The 23,027-nt window shown below is 45.6% G+C and carries 23 protein-coding genes; 7 read left to right on the forward strand and 16 right to left on the reverse strand.

The features are described 5' to 3' along the window. Positions 1 to 3: 3 nt before the first annotated feature. A complete protein-coding gene (locus IT398_01120; GenBank protein MCC6290654.1) occupies positions 4 to 633 on the reverse strand; it encodes a PEP-CTERM sorting domain-containing protein in 630 nt (209 codons plus the stop codon). A gap of 208 nt (positions 634 to 841) precedes the next feature. Between IT398_01120 and IT398_01125 the strand changes: the two genes are divergently transcribed. Beyond that, positions 842 to 1,378, forward strand: coding sequence for a YebC/PmpR family DNA-binding transcriptional regulator (locus IT398_01125; GenBank protein MCC6290655.1), 537 nt, complete (start codon positions 842 to 844; stop codon positions 1,376 to 1,378). Next, a complete protein-coding gene (gene ruvC, locus IT398_01130; protein ID MCC6290656.1) occupies positions 1,375 to 1,851 on the forward strand; it encodes a crossover junction endodeoxyribonuclease RuvC in 477 nt (158 codons plus the stop codon). The genes IT398_01125 and ruvC overlap by 4 nt, the downstream gene beginning before the upstream one ends. Before the next feature lie 166 nt (positions 1,852 to 2,017). On the opposite strand, the gene tyrS is transcribed toward ruvC, so the two are convergent. Next, a complete protein-coding gene (gene tyrS, locus IT398_01135; protein MCC6290657.1) occupies positions 2,018 to 3,175 on the reverse strand; it encodes a tyrosine--tRNA ligase in 1,158 nt (385 codons plus the stop codon). A gap of 291 nt (positions 3,176 to 3,466) precedes the next feature. On the opposite strand from tyrS, the gene IT398_01140 reads away from it, so the two are divergent. Together IT398_01140 and IT398_01145 are read left to right on the forward strand one after the other, a co-directional pair. Beyond that, a complete protein-coding gene (locus IT398_01140) occupies positions 3,467 to 4,063 on the forward strand; it encodes a hypothetical protein (GenBank protein ID MCC6290658.1) in 597 nt (198 codons plus the stop codon). Positions 4,064 to 4,301: 238 nt separating this feature from the next. After that, the gene (locus IT398_01145; protein ID MCC6290659.1) at positions 4,302 to 6,620 is read left to right on the forward strand and encodes a PBP1A family penicillin-binding protein; all 2,319 of its coding nucleotides are present in this window, start codon (positions 4,302 to 4,304) and stop codon (positions 6,618 to 6,620) included. On the opposite strand, the gene IT398_01150 is transcribed toward IT398_01145, so the two are convergent. From IT398_01150 to dnaA, 3 genes are all read right to left on the reverse strand, one after another. Then, positions 6,580 to 6,837, reverse strand: coding sequence for a hypothetical protein (locus IT398_01150; GenBank protein ID MCC6290660.1), 258 nt, complete (start codon positions 6,835 to 6,837; stop codon positions 6,580 to 6,582). The genes IT398_01145 and IT398_01150 overlap by 41 nt on opposite strands. Then, entirely contained in the window at positions 6,837 to 7,940 is a 1,104-nt protein-coding gene (gene dnaN, locus IT398_01155; GenBank protein MCC6290661.1) for a DNA polymerase III subunit beta, read from the reverse strand. Before dnaN ends, IT398_01150 begins: the two co-directional genes overlap by 1 nt. Positions 7,941 to 8,107: 167 nt before the next feature. Beyond that, on the reverse strand, positions 8,108 to 9,460 hold the full coding sequence (dnaA, locus tag IT398_01160) for a chromosomal replication initiator protein DnaA (protein MCC6290662.1): 1,353 nt from the start codon (positions 9,458 to 9,460) through the stop codon (positions 8,108 to 8,110). 97 nt (positions 9,461 to 9,557) lie between these two features. On the opposite strand from dnaA, the gene rpmH reads away from it, so the two are divergent. The 3 genes from rpmH to IT398_01175 are packed head-to-tail and all read left to right on the forward strand — an operon-like array spanning position 9,558 to position 10,768. After that, positions 9,558 to 9,692, forward strand: coding sequence for a 50S ribosomal protein L34 (rpmH, locus tag IT398_01165; protein MCC6290663.1), 135 nt, complete (start codon positions 9,558 to 9,560; stop codon positions 9,690 to 9,692). Next, on the forward strand, positions 9,693 to 10,034 hold the full coding sequence (gene rnpA, locus IT398_01170) for a ribonuclease P protein component (GenBank protein MCC6290664.1): 342 nt from the start codon (positions 9,693 to 9,695) through the stop codon (positions 10,032 to 10,034). After that, complete coding sequence (locus IT398_01175) at positions 10,031 to 10,768, forward strand: YidC/Oxa1 family membrane protein insertase (protein MCC6290665.1); 738 nt, start codon at positions 10,031 to 10,033, stop codon at positions 10,766 to 10,768. The genes rnpA and IT398_01175 overlap by 4 nt, the downstream gene beginning before the upstream one ends. Here IT398_01175 and IT398_01180 read toward each other — a convergent pair. The 11 genes from IT398_01180 to IT398_01230 are packed head-to-tail and all read right to left on the reverse strand — an operon-like array spanning position 10,765 to position 23,018. Further along, on the reverse strand, positions 10,765 to 12,051 hold the full coding sequence (locus IT398_01180; protein ID MCC6290666.1) for a hypothetical protein: 1,287 nt from the start codon (positions 12,049 to 12,051) through the stop codon (positions 10,765 to 10,767). The two genes, IT398_01175 and IT398_01180, sit on opposite strands and share 4 nt — an antisense overlap. A 2-nt stretch (positions 12,052 to 12,053) precedes the next feature. Beyond that, positions 12,054 to 12,374, reverse strand: coding sequence for a hypothetical protein (locus tag IT398_01185; protein MCC6290667.1), 321 nt, complete (start codon positions 12,372 to 12,374; stop codon positions 12,054 to 12,056). 8 nt (positions 12,375 to 12,382) lie between these two features. Beyond that, complete coding sequence (locus IT398_01190) at positions 12,383 to 13,108, reverse strand: hypothetical protein (GenBank protein ID MCC6290668.1); 726 nt, start codon at positions 13,106 to 13,108, stop codon at positions 12,383 to 12,385. Then, the gene (locus IT398_01195) at positions 13,105 to 13,431 is read right to left on the reverse strand and encodes a hypothetical protein (GenBank protein ID MCC6290669.1); all 327 of its coding nucleotides are present in this window, start codon (positions 13,429 to 13,431) and stop codon (positions 13,105 to 13,107) included. The genes IT398_01190 and IT398_01195 overlap by 4 nt, the downstream gene beginning before the upstream one ends. Further along, positions 13,424 to 15,196: a conjugal transfer protein TraC gene (locus IT398_01200; GenBank protein MCC6290670.1), complete on the reverse strand. Its 1,773-nt coding sequence runs from the start codon at positions 15,194 to 15,196 to the stop codon at positions 13,424 to 13,426. Before IT398_01200 ends, IT398_01195 begins: the two co-directional genes overlap by 8 nt. Positions 15,197 to 15,246: 50 nt before the next feature. Next, positions 15,247 to 15,900 carry a hypothetical protein gene (locus IT398_01205; protein MCC6290671.1) on the reverse strand — a complete coding sequence of 218 codons (654 nt, stop codon included), beginning with the start codon at positions 15,898 to 15,900 and terminating at the stop codon, positions 15,247 to 15,249. 18 nt (positions 15,901 to 15,918) lie between these two features. Then, positions 15,919 to 16,338 carry a PrgI family protein gene (locus tag IT398_01210; GenBank protein ID MCC6290672.1) on the reverse strand — a complete coding sequence of 140 codons (420 nt, stop codon included), beginning with the start codon at positions 16,336 to 16,338 and terminating at the stop codon, positions 15,919 to 15,921. Between the two features lie 2 nt (positions 16,339 to 16,340). Further along, entirely contained in the window at positions 16,341 to 16,862 is a 522-nt protein-coding gene (locus IT398_01215) for a hypothetical protein (GenBank protein MCC6290673.1), read from the reverse strand. A gap of 3 nt (positions 16,863 to 16,865) precedes the next feature. Further along, on the reverse strand, positions 16,866 to 19,187 hold the full coding sequence (locus IT398_01220) for a hypothetical protein (protein MCC6290674.1): 2,322 nt from the start codon (positions 19,185 to 19,187) through the stop codon (positions 16,866 to 16,868). A 1-nt stretch (position 19,188) separates the two neighbouring features. Beyond that, complete coding sequence (locus IT398_01225) at positions 19,189 to 22,194, reverse strand: hypothetical protein (GenBank protein ID MCC6290675.1); 3,006 nt, start codon at positions 22,192 to 22,194, stop codon at positions 19,189 to 19,191. After that, positions 22,191 to 23,018, reverse strand: a complete 828-nt coding sequence (locus IT398_01230) for a hypothetical protein (GenBank protein MCC6290676.1) — start codon at positions 23,016 to 23,018, stop codon at positions 22,191 to 22,193. The genes IT398_01225 and IT398_01230 overlap by 4 nt, the downstream gene beginning before the upstream one ends. Positions 23,019 to 23,027: the final 9 nt, after the last annotated feature.

Consider the following 23,027-nt stretch of genomic DNA (forward strand, 5'->3'; position numbering starts at 1 on the left):
GAGTCAACGACGGCGCCTGGCAAAAAACAGGACAGCCGGACCAAGCAACGCCATCGTCGCCGGTTCTGGGGTGAGACCGAAATACCCACGTCCGCGGGCTTCCCCCAGTTCTCCGTCGCCAAAATTGCCACGGAAAATGAAGTAGGCATTCCAACGAACACCATCGATATATTCGTCATACCATTCCGCATAGTTCATATATGCGAAATCCAGACGAGAAGGATCGACAGTAACAGAAGCCCACCCCCGGTCATACCCACTCTCCGAAGACAGCTGAGTAATTTGGCTCAAGGAAACGCCACCGACAGAAAGACCGGACGAACTCCAGATAGGACTCAGAACAAGGCTACTGTTCTTGATTCCTCCAAAAGAAGCCGTCCAGCCCCACTCGTTTTCATCACCCTCGCTTGGGTGATAAAACGTAGCGGAAACGTAATCCACCAGGTGGATTGATGATGCCACTTGGGCAGATAGCCAAACGCCATCACCGTCCTGACCTCCTCCTTCCTGACCGCTGAGTGAAACCTGGAAACCACCGAGGGTCAGCGACTGATGGACGCTGGCGGCTTGCGCCGGAGTTGTAACGAGACCAATCAAAACAAGTAGAACAATCATCACCAAAAACTTCTTCATTTTCTTCCCTGCTTTCTTTTTTACGATCCCCTGCCCCCATAAACAAATCAAACGCTCATCCCCCAATGTCCTTCCGCGTATCTATAACTCCTTTCTTGTTAAAGACCAAAAACCACCCAACACTGGGTTTAGACGGAGAGTCTAGCATACTTTATAAAATTGTCAAATTTGTTTAATTAACCTCTGATTTGTACACTGAAACAGAAGCATGGCTGGCCACAATAAATGGACCCAAATTAAACGGCAAAAGGGTGCTGAAGACGCTAAAAGGAGCAAACTCTTTGGTGTGTTAAGTAAAAACATTTCCCTAGAATCAAGGAAGGCGGGGGGAGATAAAGACGCGCCAGGATTACGAGCCGCCATTCTGAAGGCTCGTGCCGCCAATATGCCAAACAACAATATCGAACGAGCAATCAGGGGGGCGACGGAAGACAAAGACAGCCAGTTAACTAAGGTAATCTACGAAGCCTATGGCCCAGGCGGAGTGGCTTTAATTATTGAGGGCACGACCGACAATAATAACCGCACCGCACAAGAAATCAAACATCTACTCTCTCTTCACGGAGGTAAGATTGCCATACCGGGATCTGTACTTTGGGCTTTCCAAAAAATTGACGACGAATGGCGAGTGGTAAATCCTAAAAAAGTGGAAAGAAGTGACCAAGAACAACTGACCGGACTAATCCTTGCACTAGAAAGTGGTCAAGGAATTAAGAAGGTAACAACTAACCTATCTCCTTTATGAAAATCCTAGGAATTGACCCTGGTTACGATCGGCTCGGCATTGCCATTTTAGAAAGAAAAAAATCCGCCAGCGAACTAAGTTTCTCCGACTGCCTCACCACCGACAAAAAACTTATTTTTGCAGAAAGGTTATTGGAATTAGGAAATGCCCTGGAAAAAATTATCATTGAATTCCGGCCGGAGCTACTAGCACTAGAAACTCTCTTCTTCGCCAAGAATAAAAAAACGGCGATGCTTGTGGCCGAAACAAGGGGCTTGATTCTCTATTTAGCCGCGAAACATCATTTACGGGTTTACGAAATATCGCCAGCCAGTGTGAAACTTACCACCACTGGTTATGGCCGGGCCGACAAAGCGCAAATAATCGCCATGTTACCGAAGCTTCTAAAGATCGACAAAACGATAAAACACGATGATGAATTCGACGCCATTGCTATTGCCCTTACAGCTTTATCCACAGTTTCACTTAATTAGTCTTGCCAAACATTTCCCTTGGTGCTAAAAATGAGGCGTTATAAAGTAAGATAAAATATTTATGGAAGAATTTGACAATATGGAAATGGGGGGAGAGGAAGAAGAATTGGAGGAAACTGGGGATGGAAATCTGGGAGGAGAAGACTTGGGTGATGATGGCGACGATCTAACGGCTGACGACATGTAAGAAGCGCCGTTTTCCTACCTTTAGTTTAATCTCGGCAGTAAAAATCTGATCGACAACGGTCAGATTTTTATTTGGCCACTCTGTCACCGCCCCCTCCTCCACCAGACGACGAAAATCAGATTTAGACTTCACCGCGCCAGCACGCGATAAAATTTCTGACAGTTTCTCGCCATAACTTGCATTGATCTCTTCCCACTCTTCCGGTTCCTCCCCCCTTTGAAAAGTATTGATAAAATTTTCCTGGGCCCGATCCGCTTCTGACTCATCGTAAATCAGAGACACCACCTCCCGCGCTAACTCCATCTTAGCTTCCTTGGGATGTCCAGATAAAATATGTTTTATTTGCGAATCCGTAAGACGAGTTAGAAGTTCCAAGCCCGGGGCAACTAAATCATCGGACCAACTCATTATCTTTCCATAAGCATCACTGGGCGTGTCGGTGAAAGAAACCATATTCCCCTCTGTCTTTCCCATTTTTAAACCCGCAGAATCGGTCAATAGTTTGGTGGCCACCACAAACTTCTCCTTGCCCCGCATCTTCTTCAGAAGATCGCGACCAACCAGCATGTTGAAAATCTGGTCATTACCACCGATTTCCATATCAACTTCCAACGCCACCGAATCATAACCCTGCATTAGCGGGTAGAGAAATTCGTGCAAAAAAAGATCCTTATTCTCCGCAATCCGTTTCTGAAACATATCCCGCTTAATGGTCTGAGCAAGGGTTACTTGCGAGGCTAGCTCTAGAACCTCCGCAAACGAGAGCTTAGCAAGCCATTCACTATTGTGACGAAATTCTATTTTATCTAAATCTAGAATCTTACCGATCTGTTCGCGGTACAACTTCAAATTATTCTCTATCTCCTCGGGTGATAAAGTTTTCCGTACCGCCTTCTTGTCTGTGGGGTCGCCGATACGCGCCGTGAAATCACCAAACAGAACTACGATCTGATGGCCCTCTCCCTGCCAATCGCGCAGTTTAAGTAAAACAGAAACATGACCAAGGTGAAGTGTCGGCCCCGTTGGGTCAACGCCCCAATAAATCCGCAATTTTCGGCCACCACTCAACTCCTTCTTCAGTGCTTCAGAAGAAGGGAACGTGTGAGAAACGCCACGAGTAAGTAGCTCCGAATTCATTTTGCCTATTTTATCACAAGATTTTCCTCATCAGAAATAAGTTTACTTTAGAGCATTGTTTGCATAATTGATAAATCTCGCCTATTTACTATAATAGCGGCAGTCCTTTGAAAGGAGGTACTGTTAGATGAGACGAGCCATTTGTGGCTTAAACACGGCCTTAAATGGCTCGTCTCATTCCGAGACCAGTCGCTTGTCGCTGGAGCGAATCCGGCCCCCAAACAAGGAGTGACAACAATTACGACGAAACCGATCACATCCGCTTCTCGGCGAAGGATACGGACTATATCTTTGGCTCAGTCAATCCTTGGCGCAGATTTCATCACGCCAGAGGAAATCACAAAGGCTCGCTCGAGCATCTTTTATACCGACGAAAGGGTCGCGGCACTCGTCGAAAGTCTACCATCGAAAGAGGTACTCATGTGGTGCAAGGAGAAAGGTTACGCCGTCATCCCCACACCACCTCAGGATTGCTCGACCCTCGACATTCGGGAGATCCAGTTTGCTCACTTCCACTCGAAGACGGGCGGGTGGTATTCCGACCAGAAATTCGCTCGCGAAGACAAGACAGGGTTCGGATGGCTCGCCATCAAGAAAACTCCAGTCGCAAACTCGACCAGCAAAAACTGGACCGAGCAGAACAAGCTTCTGTTGGCACTTGAGAAGGTGCCGAATGCCGCTGAGATGAGCTGGTTCATCACGACCTATTTAGAGGTTCGTGGCGTCCGACTCCTCGAAAACATCTATGTTTGGACGTCCAGTCTCGGCTCGAACGGTCGTCGCGTCTACGTCGGCCACTTCAATGTCGATGGCCTCCTCGTCAGCCACTATTGGGGCGCCTATCGCTTCGACGGCATCGGCCTGTCCTCTGCCCGGAAGTTCAAGTGATCCTTGCAACCTTGAGGGTTCGTACCTCTTGAATACTTGAGCCCCCGCGAAAATTTTTTCGCGGGGGCTTTTTTTATCAAAAATTCCCCAGAATCTATGTTATAATCAACAAATCAAATCGTTAATTTTTAAGTTAATTCTCCTCTTTCTGATTTTCTGCTTCCTCGGCGGTGGCGTTCTTCTACTTTGGACCACCAATCTAGAAATCCCTTCTTTCGAAGCTTTTTCCGAACGAATCGTGGCCAAATCTACGAAAATCTACGACCGAACAGGTGAAGTTTTGCTCTACGACATCCACGACACCGTGAAACGACGCGTTGTTCCTCTGGAACAGATCTCGAAGAATGTGAAGAACGCCACAATCGCCATCGAGGACGACCAGTTCTATCAACATGGGGGCATTCAGGTCAGTGCCATCTTCCGCGCCCTGCTCGCCAATTTGGGCGCTGGGACAAAACAGCAAGGCGGATCAACGATTACCCAGCAATTGGTGAAAAACTCGCTCCTAACGCAAGATAAGAGCTGGTCACGAAAAATTAAAGAGCTAGTCTTGTCTATCCGGCTGGAAAAAAAGATGAGCAAGGATGAAATTCTTGGCCATTACCTCAACGAAATTCCCTACGGCGGCAATATCTACGGCGTGGAAGAAGCCGCCCAAACTTACTTCGGTAAAAGTGCACTGGATGTGAACTTGGCCGAGGCAGCTTACCTTGCCGCTATTCCTAAAGCGCCAACTTTCTATTCACCGTATGGTCAGAATAGAGACAAGCTCGATGAGAGGAAAGATGTTGTCCTGGCGCGGCTAGCCGAACTTGGATTTATCACCGAAGCAGAACATCGCCAAGCTCTGGCCGAGAAGGTTACCTTCTCGTCATCAACGGAACGTGGGATAAAGGCACCTCATTTCGTGATCTGGGTGCGCGATTATCTGGAGAACAAATACGGCATTGAGGCCCTAAATTCTCGTGGCCTGAAAGTAACCACCACGCTCGACTGGCCACTACAAGCGGCTGCCGAAAAAATCGTAGCAGAAACCGCCGAAGAAAATGCAAAAAAGTTTAACGCCAAGAACGCTGGCCTAGTGGCCATTGATCCAAAGACTGGACAAGTGCTAGTGATGGTCGGTTCTAAAGACTATTTCAATACGGAAGACGAAGGTAACTTCAATATTATTCTCGCTCACCGTCAGCCTGGTTCTGCCTTTAAACCTTTTGCCTACGCTGAAGCATTCAAGAAAAACTTCACCCCCGAAACGATGCTCTTCGATTTAGAAACCCAATTTGATACGGCCTGTCAAAACGGTGGTAATTGTTATAAACCAGTAAACTACGATAACAAGTTCCGCGGGCCGATGAGCATGCGCGAAGCTCTAGCCCAATCAATCAACATCCCCTCAATAAAAACCTTGTACCTTGCCGGCATTAACGACACCCTAGCTCTTGCGAAGAATATGGGAATCACCAGTCTCGGCAATGCCAACCAATACGGACTAACACTTGTGCTTGGTGGTGGCGAAGTCTCCCCGCTTGAATTAACCAGCGCCTACGGCGTTTTCGCAAACGATGGAAATCGTTTACCCTACACCTCCATTCTAAAAGTGGAGGACGACACGGGAAGAATTCTGGAAGAATTCACTCCTCATCCCCGAGAGGTACTTGAACCAAATATTGCTCGCCTGATCTCAGATGTTCTCTCTGATAATAAGGCAAAGATTCCATCCTACGGCGCTAACTCTCCACTCTTTTTTCCGAACCGCGAAGTAGCGTCAAAAACTGGTACAACGAATGACTATAAAGACGCGTGGATTGTGGGCTACACCCCCAGTCTAGTTGTGGGAGCTTGGGCCGGCAACAACGACAATACCCCAATGGAGAAGAAGGTTGCCGGACTAATTATCGTGCCAATGTGGCGCAACTTCATGGATGTAGCTCTGGAAAAATCCACTGTAGAAAATTTTCCTGACCCAGAACCAGCAAGCACTGAATCTCTACCGTTAATGCGGGGTTTCTGGCAGGGTAGCCACGGCTATTTCACCGATAAAATTTCGGGCAAAATTGCCACCGAATATACGCCAGTTGAACTGCGCGAAGAACATGTCCTGACACAAGTTCACTCCATTCTTTATTGGCTAGACAGAGAAGATGATCCTCAATTTCCCCTTTGGGAAGAACCAGTTCGTCGTTGGGTCTCGGAGAAAGGAATCGTCGAACAAACAGATTCAGCCATCCCCACGGCGATAGATGATATTCACCGACCAGAATTTGAACCTAAAATTAAAATTCTTAATCCATCACCATCAGAAATCTATGCCCCCGAACAGCAAGTTACCATACGCGGTTCTTATGTTGGGCACTTCCCCATCGGAAAATTGGAATTTTTCTTGAACGATCAATATCTTGGTCAAAGTGAACGGGCCCCATTTGATTTTACATTTATCCCCAAATATACCTCTCCTCTCAAGCCAGTCAACGAGCTAAGGATCGTGGCTCACGACAGTGTCGGCAACCGTAGTGAAATCAAAGCACCACTCTCTCTTTCAGTTCTCCCAACAACTTAGCAATTTCGGCGGCTATTTGTTCCCGTTTAAGAAAAACTAGATTTTTTACTACCGGAGAAACCATTAGGTAAAGTGAGCGCTTTTCAACTTTTATCATTTCCAGACCCACTTCAACCCCAATCAACCTGTGCAAGACATCCTGTACCGCCTGTTTCACTAATTGATTCGCTGGTAGAATACCCCGAAACTTTATCAGAAAAATACCGAGTCCTTTCATTATCGATTAAGTGGCATTATTAGGTAACGAAAACTATCGTCACTAGTGCTAGTAAGTAAAATCGGTTTAGTCCGACCGTTAAATTGGAGTGAAACCTTTTCATCAGAAATTGATTGCAAACCGTCCAGTAAATAACGCAGATTAAGATTGATAATTAACTCCTCGCCATTGATCGTCGCCGGCACAAGACTGGTATTTTCCCCCACATCACCATTTTGGCTTGTTAATTCTAGAACACTATCTTCTGGTCGAAGTTTAAGTGTCACATGATTGAGACGATCGGTGAAAATTTGAGAGAGTTTGAGGGCATTCAAAAGTTCTACTCGACTTAACACAACTTGGCTAATTGAGTTTAGCGGCATTATTTGACGGTAGTCAGGAAAAACTCCCTCGATCAAACGTGAAGTTAAACGGAGGCGATCAGTGATAACTGTTAATTGATGCCGATTAAATTTCCAGACCGCTGTACCAGTAGTCGATTCCAGTAACCGTAAAATTTCCGTCACATTCCTAACGGGAATAATTAATTTTACTACCTGATCTCCCTCTGTCTTTAAATCAACTTTCTTTTCTGCTAAACGAAAAGAGTCTGTTGCCACAAAATAGGCATTTGATTCGTCGGTATAGAAATATAAACTAGCTATTTCCGGTTTAATATCGGTCAAAGCAGCGGCATAACCAACCGCCCTAGCTCCAGAAACAAAATCAATTATTGGGAGAGTTAACTCCATTGTTTCTTCTAATTCAGGTAGGGTCGGAAAGTCTTCGGTTGATTGAACCTTAATTAAGGTGGAACTGGACCCAACCGAGACAACTAAATTCTTATTCACCACTTCTAGAGTTAGTTTTTCTACATTGTTTATATTAGAAAGCAGGTTATAGAAGACTGCCCCAGAGATAAGAACCGCCCCGGGGGATATAACTTTCGCTGGTAATTTCCACTCACAACCAAGATCAAGATTCGTACCACGGATAATCAAATTTTTACCTTCAGCGGATAACAGAATAAAACCAAGAACAGGTAAGGATGAACTCTTACTCGTCACTTTTTCCGTAAGACCGACAGCTTGTTTTAAACTTTCCCGTTGGCATTCTAGTTTCATAATATTTAATTAATCTTTATCTAAATACATTATTATAATTATGACTGGGGATAAGGTAGTTTGTCTCTTCGGGGTAGTGTTTTAGGCTGGGGATTATTTTTAATATCTTTCTCATTTTGATTTTTATCCTATTTTATTCCAGAGGTTATCCATTTTTTATCAACTGGTTATCCCTGGAGTATTAGGTTTCTAATCTGCTCAATTTCCTGAGCTAGGGGCTCGTTGTTGGTGATGTCTTTTTTGATTTTCTCGTAGGCGTGGATGACTGTGGTGTGATCTCTACCGCCTAACTTTTGGCCGATGTAGGGATAGGAGGTGTTGAAGTCTTCACGAAGTAGATACATAATCACCTGCCGCGGTTTTACTACCTCTTTCTTCCTTGTTTTCTCATAGAGATTTTTCTCGTTGATATGGTAGAAGTTGGCAACAATGTCAGCCACATCTTTAACGGAAACCATTTTCTTTGGTTTAACATTATTTTTAATTAGAGTTTTGATTTCACTCAGACTTAGCGGTCTGTTTTTAAGCTGGCTTTGGCAGATAACGGTATTAAGACAGCCCTCCAGTTCGCGGATATTATCTTGAATCACCTCGGCAATGTACTCTAGTGATTCTGGTGCTAGAGTAAGTTGATTTTGGTGGATCTTATTGTTCAGGATTGCTAGACGTGATTCATAGTCTGGTTTACTGACATCAACAATCATTCCCCCCTCAAAACGAGAGCGTAGGCGTTCCTCAAGGTCGGGGATGTATTTGGGTGCCTTGTCAGAGGAAAAAATAATTTGTTTATTGTTGTCGTGAAGGTGGTTAAATAAATGAAACAGCTCCTCCTGAGTCTTTTCTTTCTTGGCAAAGAATTGGACATCGTCCATTATCAGGATGTCATATTTTCGATATTTTTCTTTGAAAGTGTTGATCCGGTTATGTTGCATTGAGCTCACGTAATCAACCGTGAACTGTTCGGAAGTAACATAGAAAATCTTTTTGCCGGGGTTGTTTTTTTTGACATAATTTCCTACCGACTGGATCAAGTGGGTTTTGCCAAGTCCCGTTCCACCATAAATAAAGAGGGGGTTATAAATTTGCCCCAGTTTTTTTACAACTGCCTGGGTAGCAGCGTGTGCCAGTTCATTGAATGGGCCAACAATAAAAGAATCAAAGACATATTTCGGGTTAAGGTTATCTTCGCGGTTTGTGTACATTTCAGCCAAATCCATTTGTGGACTAATAGCTGGTGCCGTACTGGGTAGGTTAATGTTTTCAGGTTTTTCGTTCTTGGAGATGGTGTATTCCACAGCTCGTATCTCTGGCATCAGTTGTCGGAGAGAGCGGAGAATTGATTTGTGATATTTCTTAAAGAGCCAGTCTTTCACAAAAGCGTTTGGAACGCCGAGGAAAATTACTCCGTCCTCGTCTTTTACAATTCTGGTGTTGCGAAACCATGTTCCGAAATTGGCGCGCGAGACCTCGATTTCAATATCTACTAGGGCATTTTCCCAAAGAGTTTTGTGGTCAGACATCGCAGGTGAATTATATGCCTCGTTTTCCAAGTATCCAACTAGCCGAATCTGTGAATAATCAGTGGATTACTATAATGAACTATGGTAGACTCCTCCCATGTCTCAAACATACCAACCTAAAAAGCGGAAACGTAAGACTACACACGGTTTTTTGACCCGGAGTCGTTCCAAAACTGGCCGGCGGGTGCTGGTTGCTCGTCGTCGGAAGGGACGTCATAAATTGACAGTTTAAATGCTCGCTCGTTTCCTCCGGTTGGATCGTCCTGAGATTGAATTAGTGGTTGCAAGGGGTCGCCGGTTTGGCAACCGAGATCTTGGTTTGCGGGTTTTAAAGGTGGGTCACTCCCCTAGCCGTTTTGCCATAGTAGTTCCCGCCAAGGAGATGAAACAATCAGTTGATCGCCATTTGATTAAGCGTCGCATCCGTTCAGTCATTCGGTCTTTGGCCCCACGTATTTTACTTGGTTTTCACATAGTTGTGTTCTGTGGTTCGGCGACAGTAAACTGGTCATTCGCAGAATTAAAAAAAAGTTTTGTGGACTTACTTAAGGATTTTATTAAAAAAGAGTCATGATTGGTAATTTTTTTCATTTGGTTTTCTTTCTCCCGCTCTATAATGCCCTAATTTGGCTAAGCAGTATCCTGCCTGGTGGAGATATTGGTCTTGCAATCGTCATCCTAACCCTGATTGTTAAGGTTATCCTTTTTCCGCTTCAACACAGAATGAGTAAGACCCAGGCGGCCCTTAAAAAACTTGAACCAGAGTTGCAAAAATTAAAGGAGAAATATGCCGATGACAAGAGTGAACAGGCTAAACAACTAATGGCTCTTTACCGCGAGCACGGTGTTAACCCCCTTTCTGGTTTCATTATTTTACTTATACAGTTGCCGGTTCTTTTGGCACTTTTTTGGGTTTTTAAAGATAGCTTTACCCTTAGACCTGAGTGGTTCTACTCATTTGTAACGCCCCCCGCCGTCTCCAACACGCTCTTCCTTGGTCTACTGGATATCACCACTAAAAGTTATATTCTAGCGATACTCGTTGGCCTTTCTCAATTTTTCCAAATGAAGCTAGTCTTACCTCCGCAGTCTGCTACTGGTGAAAAAAATGCTAAAAACTCTCTCGCTTCAGATTTCACACGGGGACTCAACCTTCAAATGCAGTATTTTATGCCAGTGATGGTAATGTTTATCGGCTTTTCTCTTCCTGCGGCTATATCGCTCTATTGGTTTACCAGTAACCTGTTCGCTATCGGTCACGAGATTTTTGTAAACCAAAAATTGAAAGAGAAAAAGGCTCTGAACTAGAATCCTGTTTCCAGGTTAAGTGCCCAAAGATTGTTGTCGTTACGATTGGTGAGGTAGAGTATCCGTTCATCCGGCGATAATAGTAGGTTGTTGGCATCAATTTTTTCACCGAGGTTCGCCGTTGCGGGGCTGAAGATTATTTCAGTCTGGTTGTTCGAGGCGTCAAGTTTCCAGATGTTGTCTGCTAGTCTTACCTCTCCGCGATACCAATCATCAGGATATTGGTGTCCGGGTGGTAAGGTGCTTGGTGCGGCGCAATAGGCAATTATTCCAGACTGGTTCCACACACACTTGTCGGCCCAAGTTTGGAGGTTTAGACGATTAAACAGATGTTTTTTCGCGTCGTAGAAACCGAAGACGAGCCCGCGATCACTATCACCACTATAGATGATGTGTTTCAGGCTGGGGCTAACAAGTGTAGTAAGACCGGGAACACCAGTAATTATTGGTTCCCATTTTTTTGTTTCGATATCAATGAAATAGAGCGAGCCATCAACGCTTTGCGCCGAACGAGTCTGAATGGCAAGAACGGAAGAGGTGGCCCAAGACGCTCGCCACTCGGGATAGGGAGAGCGAAAAATTAATTCTTTTTTGTCGCCGTTTGTGTTGGCAAGATAGCCCAACATTTCTTTGTTTACAGTTTCTAGCCAGAATAGTTTATTTTGCTTAGGTGAGGTGACTATATCTTCAATATCTTGAGCGAGGAAGCCCCCCGATAGAGGTTCCAATTCCCTACTCTGATTTAGAAAGCCATCTTCGTTTGTCGCGCTGGTGAGCTCAAGATTCCCAGAGAAAGTTTGGATACGGTTTCCCTTGAGATACTGGAAAATGATTTGAGTACTTGTTCCCGTTTGCCCACCAATCAGACGGTAAATTTTTGGGATCGTGGTGTTGGAGATTCGTTCAAGACTGACGGCATTAGTTGAAACACGATAGAGATGACCAGTCGCTTTTTCAACCACAATGACGGTGCTAGATGTACCGGTTCCTAGACGGACCAAACCACCAATCGGTCTCGTGGTCACTTGGAAGAATCGTCCAGAACGATCAATGGTGGCCAGATTTTCTACATTATCAATATTGGTTGCTATGGTCGTGCTACTAACTCCTTGTTCGTTCAGTAAACCTGGTCTCATTTCTCCACTGGGAAAGAGATCGTTTACGGTGACTTGATCCAATTCTGGTTCGGCTGTTTTTTCGTTATTTTTCGTAGTTACCAGAACAACAATAAGTACTAGAACGATGACTGCCCCGATAATGATTGTTAATTTTTTTCTTGCCATGTTTATTGACCGCCGAAAATGCCAAAAGTGTTAATCTGGGGGTTGATTGTTTCTAGAATTAACCAGGCGGCCAGCGCAAGTAAGAGTCCCCATAGGGCGTTTTTTATCCTCTCTTTTCCCTCCGTTTTTGCTCCAGGAATTTTGCTTAACATATACTCTAAACCACCCCAAGCAATCACAACGATGGCTAGCGCGACAGAAGCACCGAGAAAAATCGAGAAAGCCGTTGTGACGTAATCACCGACACCATTAGCCGAAACTGTTCTAACAGCATCCTGCCCGATTCCTAGTGGTTCCAATAGATTGACTTGTTTTTCTGCCATACTGATTTTTAAAAATTAAAATTTTGAGTACCGCCGAAGGTGATCTGAAACTGTTTTTTGGCGGACTGAAAGACCGTGTTTAAGCTCTCCGCATTAATGGTGATGGTGTTTTGTCCTGTAGTGCCAGATGGCGCCGCGAAGGTGATGAGACGACTGTCTAGCGGATCAGGCACGACCCTTTGGTCGTTTAGACGCCAACGGTAATCAATTTTACCGCTAGTCACGTCGGTTTTGGGAAAGAAATATGGTTCGGCAAACAGGTTAATTTCTGGTTGGCCGAGGATTAGATTGTCGTCGATTGCTTGTGCGTAGTTAATCCCAGTTAGTGATTCGTTTCGGTAAATACTGATACTAGGATTAGTGACCGGAATCGTGATGGTTTGTTCTTGTCTTGTGGTTTGGGCGGGGTCGCTAACGGCCACGTTTATCCGTTCTGTTTCCCCCGCTTTTCCAGCACTGAAGGTCAAAATATTTTGACCGAACCCAGACGATTTTAACAGGAGTTGCCCGTTGCGCTTCCAGGTATACTCTAGGTTGGATGGAGCTTGAGCCCAACTATCAACGAGGGCAAGTACTTTGATCTTGCTTTGTGGTGTAGCGATACTGTGCCCAGCGTAGAATGGCGGACTATGGGTGTCGGCAGACCAGATCAAATTTACACTCGGTTTGGTTTGAGCTTGAGTTGAGCTAGTCAGCAGAGCTAAGGTTAGGAGAATTAGAATAAAATATTTCATTTTGTCAGGGGCACCTTAATTCCCAGAGCATCTTCTGATTTTACCATAAAAATAATACTTACAACGCCAATAGTAGTCTCTGGCAACATACTTAGTACGGGTATCAAACCAATAACAAAACTACCTATCGCTACGGCAGCGCGGCGTCCGCTGAAAGGGTTAACTCCTTCGAGGAAAAACCAAATAGTGAAAATAATCCAGGTGATTGGAGCAACGATGAGATTAATTAATGGTATTAAACTAAAAATATCAAACACGAAAGCTAAGGCTGGCATGAAAATCATTGACGCGAGACTAATTCGTGTTTTCTTTTCTTCAGCCATCTAGTTTTTCTTTGTCTAATTTCGCCTGTTTTATTGCAAGAATCTGAGAGGGGTCGGAAGTGATAATTTGATCCTCTGTGTAGGAGGCGATTATTTTGATAGCCACATGTTTTAATCCCGCGAAAAAGATTCCTTCCCCTACTGCCGACTCCAGTAACAGATACTTCTCACCGTCGGTTAGTTGGAATGTTTGCTGGACCAGGTCAATTGCCGCTGGCGATTGTTTCAGTAGAAGCTGGATAGAAGAGTTGGTAATAATTGGTGTGCCATACTCACTTTTCAAGAAGTCGCCGACGTCTTGAGTGATGGTGGCGACACCCAAGTAATACTTTCTACCTCTTTTAACCAATGAAAATAAGAATGATGCCGTGTCCTTGGATTTCATCATCCACCAAGCTTCATCAATGACGAGCAGGCGTTTTTTCATATTGCGTCGAATGGCGTTCCAGATATTGTGCATGACAATATACATTGCCACCGGTTTAAGCTCATCTTCCATGTCGCGAACGGAGAAGACGACGAACTTTTTATTAATATCAACATTCGTGGGTTTATTGATAAAGCCGGCCCAGGTTCCACGGGTGTACTTGAGTAGGCGCTGAGCGAGAGCTTCTCCGCCATCCATTCCGACCAGAACTAATTCTAAGTCAGAGAGAAGTGGAGCTGGTTTGTTGGTAAAGTCGCCGTCGGCTGTGATGTCCTTCAAGGCATAGGTCTCAGTGATGGCATTGTCCATGATCGCATCTTCTTCAGGGGTTAGGCCGCCAAGCATTAATCTGAATAAGCCAACGAGGTTGATAATATTTGAACGCAAGACATCAGCCGGCGACTCGTCTTCTCGCGGGAAGGGCAAATCAAAAGGGTTGATGTGGTGTTCAGAGGTGAGGGAAATGTTGAAGTAGCGTCCACCGACGGCTTCAGCTAGGAATTCGTATTCCCTCTCTGGGTCAATGACCAGCACATCTGTGTCGAACATTAGTGAACGTAAGATTTCCAACTTAGTTGCGTAGGATTTTCCAGAGCCAGATTTGGCAAAAGTGACGGAGTTATAGTTTTCTAGCGAGAAGCGATCAAACAGGATTAGGGATGAGTTGTGGCGGTTTATTCCATATAGAATTCCTTTATTTGAAGTTAAATCGAACGAGACAAAAGGGAAGAGCGAGGAAAGTGGAGAGGAATTAAGCTTGTAGTTTACCGCGAGCAGGTCTTCGGCGGTGGGGATCACACTTTTGAAGCCCTCCGCTTGCTGGAAAAGGGCTGGTTTTAGGTAAACCAACTTGGCGTCCAGGATGCCTTTTATTTCGGTTTCTGTTTTATTTAACTCATCTTCTGTTTCACCATAGATTGTGATATAGACACCAACATCAAAAATCTTTTCGCGGGCTTGTTGAAGTGAATCACGTAGGGTCTCGATGTCGGCATAAGCGGTATCGAGAACGGGGTCACGAACTAGCCCGCGGTCTTCCTTAATGCTGATCTGACTTTGAACCTCGGCCACTTTTTTCTCCAACTGGCGTAAGGCGATGGAGGTATCAATGGGATGAATCAGAATTGATATATCAAAGACCTTGTCTAAGTTTATGAGCGGTGAGAACCAGTCTCCAGAAAGAAAACGTGGGTAGGAAATGACATAAAAGGTGCGAGCCACTTTGTCTCCCAGGTTAAGTAGGCGGGGCGTTACCTTGAGTGCGCTTGGGGCGAGAATATCACGCAAGCCGAGCACCCCCATCTGGTAGATGTCTTGTGGAAAAACCGGGGCCATCATTGGTGTAGGTTTCTCTTCTTTTTTTCCAAATCCAAATGGTGTCATGGTTGTTAATTAATACTCGGAATATCGCTCTCGCCGGGGTTGAAAATTTTGAAATAAAGCTCGACCAGCTCCTCTGTCCCTAGTTGGACTACGCGTAAGCCAATTCGACCGAAACCCTGTTCTACCACGGCTGCGCGTTGTTCTAGCTGGGTACGGTGCTCCTCAAACTCATTTAATTCATGATGGGCTGGCTTTGGTCCCCCACCAAAACCTGGAATTCTTGCCAAGAAGCTTCCGCCCGATTGTCCCAGATTAACTGGCGGTGAATAAGGGATGACCACGAAGAAGCTCTTAGACATAATATCTGTCGATTCGGTAAATTTTCTGATGAAATCGATGTATTCCCGGGTTTGGATTTTCAGCAGGTCATTGCTTTGGGAGACCAAGCGTTCTTCTAGGGTGCGGATGTACGGTTTGATATCAAGTCGACGTGATTCAACAAATAGTTGAACATGGAAATCGAGCGAATTAAGGAAATTTTGGAACTGGAGAAGAATGGCTGTCTGTTCGTCCTCTCCCTTTAATGCAAAGTTGATGGAGGAAACCATCAACACCACACGAAGGGAATCGTTTTTGAGAATCACCACGCCATCACGAATCTCTTTGATCGGTAGGAAATCTTGCGAAGCGCGGCCATCACTTTTTATTGCCGTGGCCATAGTTTAATTGTAACAGAATTATTGGACCTTTTCTCGAATGTCCAGACTCCAGGACAAATCTTTCAGGCGACTTTCGGAGAGTTTGGGCATTACCAGCGCTTTCGGGCGGTCTGCTTTTTGGTTATTCCCGGACACGGAGCTTGTCTTGGTTGGGTCGCTGTGTTTCCAGATATAAAGCTTATGGGTAAGAAGATAACGGAACACCGCTTCCAGAACCAGAATAAAAGAGCGGTTATTTACTTTATAAAAGGCGAGGGCTAAGGCGAGACCAAATACCGGAAGAATGAAAATTACCGCAAGCCAGTGATAGGGTAGATAAACCCAAAACATGAAGGAGAATCCCGCTCCACCGGCAACATAGACGAATTGACGAAAGGTTAGGGGTCCGAAAATCTTATCTTCAATCTCAATAAATTGTGGGACCTGAAAGTTGAGCATATTTATTCTGGTCGTTCGAGATAGGGGTCAATCTTTTTAATGGGTGTTGGGTTGTTGGCGGTTGTGGGGGTATCTGGCGAACCAGTTAGAAAGTTTTCCGTCAGTTTTCGTTCAAAAATAGTTCGTTTTTCCTCACTAATCTTTGGTAAAGCCGTCTGGTTTTCTATTTCGCGCAAGAGCTCATCTTGTTTTGGGGTATTCTTGTTTTCCTCCATTTGTTTTAAGGATTCGCGGATCTTCAGAAAAATTTCTTTGTTTACATTGGTGGCAATCTGTTCGGCTAGTGAACGTTCTATTCCAAGCCGGGTCTCGATGTTAGAGACAAAGATATTTGAGGGCTCAAGGCCGAGCATTACGAGGCCAATCTCGTCAGACAAGGAGCCGATCTGGTCAATGTGTAGTTTATGTCTGTCTCCTATTAGTTTGATCCTATCTGACGTTTCTTTGGAAAACAAAGCCTCGCGCACGATGGCTGGCGCCTGGTCAAACTGCTTATCTAACTCTTCTTGCGTGTAAGTTTTCATTTTTTATGGAATGATAATTCTCCCGGGGTTTGGGTTTTCTTCAGGTGGTAAATTTGTTGGGTTTCGACCACCGCCCGCTCCAGGTACTGTTTCTTGGTCGGACATTCTCCTGGCAATTTGGGCGAGACGAGTTCTCTTGGCGCCACCCACCTTAGATAGCTCCCCTAGAATTCTACTGTCAATATTGTTAGCAATTGCTTGAATTGTTTTTTCGTATTGTTCTTGATCCTTTTCGTTCAGTTCAGCGATGAATTTAGCCAGAGTTTTGTTCGACATCTTATCAATCTCCCTCTCAATTATAGTTGATCTGTTCTCCTTTATTGACTCACGTAATAATTCTTCCCTCTTTTCCTTAATTTTTGCAAACTTCTTTGGCTCGATACCGTCTTTCCCGTCGGATAGTGCGGTCATTTGCGATTCGGATAGTAGGTGGGCTAGTTTTACGAGTGTGTCTGGGTCGATTTTGACGATATTTTTATTGCTTACTTCCTGAACCGCTATCTCGTGTTTTTCTTGAGTTTTTTTCTCTGCTTCTGTTAGCGGTTTGGTCGTTGTCTCTACTGGGGTGTCGTTAGCAATTTGTTCAAGTTCAACTCCCTTCTCCTTGTCCTTTCTTTCATTCGCACGCTCCTTTTCTTCCTTGGCATATTTCGCGGCTTCCCTCTCGTCGTCTTTGGTTTGCCCCAATATCTTGATTCCTGTGGCGCTGGACACACCCTCATTGAGTAGGCGACCAGGTTCCTTGGTCACGGATTCAACAGCGCGTTTGACTACTCGACCCTCAGACAATGTTTCAGTAAATTCTTTAACACCAGGGATTTTTTTAGCCTGGAGAGTGAGACGCTTGAAACCCTCCTCACCTCTTTTTAGGATCCCGCCGTCTGGGGCCACTCTCTTGCCCATCGCTTTATAGCCGCTTCCAATAATTCCACCGATTGGCCGACCAAGTAACTTGGCGCCAAAGCCGGTGATCCCTCCACCCAACTTGGTGCCAAGTGCGGCGCCAGCGACGCCAAGTTCTTTGGCAATGATCAATGAACCAAGCATTAGGCCGTTTACGATAGCGAAGACAACCAGACTGCCAACCGGCCCCGAGTTTGCCGCCGCGCCCAGATCACCAGAGTTAACCAATTTTATCGTCATAAGAATAAGCAAGAGATAGACCGGGGCGAAAATGACTTGGTTTGTCAGGGCGCTTTGCCATTTCTTAGCCAGTTTTCCCAGACCGTCTCCCCCGATGGCGAAACCAAGGAAAGCAACGGGTGATAGTACGAGCACAAAGATGAGGACAATTGTGCGAATGAAGAACATTACCGCCCCAGCGAAGAGAACCGTCGCGGTGATCAGCATCAGAACAATTCGACCAGCGTAAGAAGTTAGAATTGATCCGAATTGTCGTAGGGTGCTGTCACTATCATTGCCATTCCAAGCCAGAACATCTTCGTAGTAACTTTTCCTCATCCCATCGATTAGTGAGGTGGTGATATCTGGCGCGCCGTTTACGCCAGTGGGATTTTCTCCGCCGGCCATGGAGTAGAACTGGTTTGCCACCACATTGCTGGCGTCGATGATTATGCCCGTGAAGAAGAAGCTGAAATTAACCAAAAGGGCGGCGATAATAACATTTTTTAAAAGGTGTTTCCCTTGGACGGAATTGAGCTGAAGGATGGTGCCAATAGCGACATAAAGCAAAACGAAAATGAAAGAAATATTTACCAAATCACGGAAGATTGACCAAGCCGTTTTGACGCCATCAAGCCCGGCGTAAGTATTAAATTCGCGCACCGAGATATCAATTGCTAGATTGAAGATCTGGTTGGCCAATATCACTAGCAGGGCGAACAGGCGAACTACCCACCAAAGTAGCCAGGCAACAGCACGGAGTATTATACAGCCGGTGTTCCAACCACAATCCGGTAGCGGTTCTTCTCCACCCGCTAGGCCGCCATTCTGGGGATTACCAGAGCCAGTGTTACCAGAATTTCCAGGAGGAAGGCCCGTTGTGGTGTCCAAGTTTCCGGTGTTGAATACCGCCCCATTTCTGTGGAAAAAAGCGTCTGTATATTGTTGTCTCCTCTCACTCGCCTGAGAGGAATTTATTCGGCCTTCGTTGAAATCATTTCTAACGGCCAGTTCCGACAGGATTGCCCCTCGATCTTCGGCGTTTTGATTTGGACTTAGGCTGGCTCGCAGGGCAGTGTCTGAATAGTCGACCAAATTTTCCGGACCGACCGGCGTATCAAAGCCCCGGATATCTATTGCGCTGGCGTGACCCGCTAGAAAAATGAAACTGATTACGATGAAAATTTTGAGGAAATTCTTCATTTTATCTGCCGCTCACGTGATTAATTAGAAGCTCAATAATCCTTGCCTTAATCTCAAGAATAATATTTTGTTCTTGGCTCAGCCCGGCCCGACTAAGTGAATCAACCACGGTATTGTGTACAAGGTTGCTGCACTGGAAGTTACAGCTATCCGCGCTGGAGAAATTACTATTAGTAAAACCGCGACCGCGAATTCCAGAGTCTAGGTAGCCGCTAAGTGATCCAATTTGTTGTGATGTCCAACCACTTGCTTGATTACCAAGATTGGTGACCCCGGTGTTTATTGCCTGATTGAGTGAATTAGTGAAGTTGGACCCGAAAGAATATTGGTCAATCAAGTTGTAATTTGTCACATCGTAACCGCTTTGCTGGTATTGCTGGTTCGGATTACATGGTTCTAGTCCCGGACAGGGGTTATCTCCTTCTAGGACTAAACTATTTGGATCAATACCACCATTAGCGTTAAACATTTCAATTAACTTGCCGAGCGGCCCCACCGAGTCTTCCTTGTAATTGCTGGCCATGACCAGCTTCAAGATGTCTACGATGCCGAGGATGTTTTCCCGCTGACTAATTGTTGACCCCCGAGTTTTGATCTGCCAGCCACCGATGCAGGTTGGCTTTAGTTCTACTTGGCTTGACCACTCCTTACATTCAACCAAGTCATTTACTCCGTTATTCGCCAGATACTGGACTGTTGCCTGCTCTCGCTGTTGGCTAGCATTACTTAGGGCGTATTCAATACCCTCTAGTGTTCTTGTGGTGGGGTCATTATCTATTGCTTTGAGCCAATTATCCCAGAATTCTTGCTTACTTAGTGATGGTGTGTTGCTATTGAATTTGTTCCACTCGGATTGTGACATGGTGGCTGCCGGTAGACGGTTTTGTTGTGTGAGGGCTTCTAGTAAACGGGCAGTTTTCGCATCTTGCTCATTGCCACTTTGTTTAAGCAAGTAAGAGGCTTTGAGCAACGCCTCCTCCGAGGCATCGTTCCAGTTTTGGTTGATATCGGCTGTCGTTGAGTGACCTTGATTATTGTCTCCTCCGCCGAAACGGTCGGGAATGGCATTAACCTTGAATTTCTGGAAATTTTTAAGGGCGGCGGCGGTAAGTACCATTGATCCGGCCCAAGCGGCAGGGTTTAGTACGCGTCCTAGTGTTTCTAAGTTTTTTAAAGTAAAGAGTGAGGATTTGTTTTTCAAACAATCTTTGATGGCCACCTGTTTCTGTTCATTCTGGGTTTTAATAATTGCCTTATTTTGTTCGTTGTTTTGCTTGATTCCCGCCTCTGTTCCCGCGGCTGGCTTGAAGAGAGTTTTAGTCTGATTTTTCATCGTCTGGATGGTAGCGCTGTGTTGGGCGGCATCGCTGACCGGAACACGTGTTGCGAGACCAAATTGGTCCAATTCTTCTAATCCGAAAGCGTTGGTGAGGGCGAGGTTCACCATATTTTCTGCAATTGGGGAAAGTAGGCCCCCGACATAAGGAACGCCATCTACGAGACCACCAATGCCGCCAGAAATACCGCTTACAACCCCCACCCCAAGTTGATTACCAAGTGAGCCCCAACCCAAAGTGGAGTTTGAGGCAATTGTTTGGGAATCAACCGCGTCAGCGGCGTCGGACCCGATATTGTCCATTGCTGATGGTGCCCCCTCAAGAATAGAGGTTTCGTAATCAGGAAAGCCTTCACCCAGGTTCCCAGCATTGAGCGACTGCGCCACAGAACCATCCATTTGCCCGCTGAAACCGCCGAGTCTCTGGGCATAGTCAATTCCAAGCGGAGTCAACTGACTGCCGGCGGTCAAGGTGTCGATTGTCACTGGCCCGTTATAACCAATCGCGGCGAGATTACCGATGGCGCTATCGTAACCAGATATCCCTAGTCCGGAAACAGTGGCCAGAGCAAGTGGTTGGGCAATTGCCTGTGAAACTGGCGCCAGATCGAAACCAATCGCCGCCGTGATGTTATTGCCTGCCCAATCATTGAAATTGAAGTTGTCGAAGCTGTCGCTGGCATTACTGATAGCGTTATTGAAATTGGTATTGTTGAATTGACCCATCAGTCCGGCGTGGCCCCCCGGACCGGAGACACCCTGGAGGACGACCTGCATAATTGTGGGCATCATTTGCTGTACCAGCTTGTCTATCCCACCACTTTGCGAGATACCGTGTGCTGCGTCATTGGCGATGCCGCGCTGAATGTTTTGAGCTAAGTCGCTTAGCATGATGGTAATTTGCTGTTGCGTCATTTGAATGGCAACATTGGCTAGTGTCTTAAGGGTTGCCGTCGTGTTTATTCCTCCCCCGTCTTGAATTTGTGATGTAACTATTTGTGGCAAGGCGCTAAGAACACTGTTCAGTGTTTCAAAGAGTGAGCCACCGGGGCCGAAGACTCTTCCAATCATTTCTTGGAAGCCAGCATCGGCGGCTAACAAAGGCGAAGACTCTGAGGCGTCGTCGTAAATTTGATTCTCGAATTGGGGGGTGAGATTATTTCGTAGTTGCTCGCTGATTCCCGTCTCTAGGGCGTTTGGTAGTTCGTTTTGGATAATCTGCGGAAGCAGTTGTCTGATTGAATCACGAAGCATGCCAGATGTGGGTTGGGTCACATTGGCCGACCGCATCCGTTGTTGAATTAGGGCTGGCAGTTGGCGACTTAGGCCGTCCTGAATGATTCTCGGTAGTTGTTGGGTTAATTGTTGTTGAACAATATTGTGGAGGTTGTTGCTAATCGTGTTTCCGATGGTTTGAGACAGTGTCTGCTGAAGTCCTCGGCTGATTACATTACGAAGGTTGTTGCCAAAGTTGATTCCCTGCTGGTCGGGTTTGCAGGGGTCTTTGTCCCCCTCCTCTTCTTTGTGTTCCTGCTTTAACTCTTGAGTGGACTGTTTATAGAACGCACTCCAGAATCCTCCACTAGAGGTTTGCGCCATTGCTAGTTGAGGTAAGACTAGGCTGACAATTAAGAAAATGGGGAGGAGTTTTTTAAGGAGAAATTTGGTCATTTGATTTTTGGGGAAATGGAGAAGTAATGATCTAGAGCGTTGATTACGGTAATTACCTTGCCATAGTGAATCGTTCTCTGGTCGGCACTCTCCACGGCGAGGAGCGGTTCGCTCGCCACTTGTCCCATATTATAAATTATTTGGCCGAGATTGGCTAAGGTGTTTATGAGAGAAAGGTGGAGAAGTGAGGCGGAGACTGGTACGGGCGTAACCAAGAGTCGGCTAATCGTGGTTTGGATATTCTGAGTTGCACTTTTCAAAATCTCGTATGACCCTGTGTCTTCTGAATTCTGAAACAAGTTGTACATTAGCGTGGTTTCATTACCCACCAGTCCGTCGGTGTAATCTTGGAGGATTTTCTTAATTGTTGTTCGGTAAACATTGGCCGTTTGAACAGTATCCTCATCTGTCAGTCTAAGATCCGTAAATTTGTACTGATTTTTTTCAAGTGTTTTGGGGTCGAGCTTGGCGAGGGGGGCTTGTTTATCTACCAGTGCTTGAGTGCCCACGATAATTGCTCGATCTTCCACCTGGTTTAGGGGATCATTTGGCCCGGCGAGACGGGGGTTTCTATTCTGCACCACCTCCTCACCATCTTTAGTACCATCACCGTCGGTGTCGGGGTTGTTTGGGTCGGTTTGCCAGAGTCGTTCTTCCCAACCAGTTAGTCCGTCATTATCGGCATCACTTGCGAGGGCTGTTTCTTCCAAACGTTTCTCTGCTTCTTCCTGCTCGATTATTCTTGTGCCTCGCCACCACAACAGAAACACAATGACGATGATGAATAATGGCGGAACGAGAATCCACAAGATTTTTCTTTTCACCCCCTAATT

It is taken from the genome of Candidatus Nomurabacteria bacterium (assembly GCA_020847275.1).
Taxonomy (GTDB): Bacteria; Patescibacteriota; Minisyncoccia; order Phycocordibacterales; family JACOZG01; genus JADLCI01.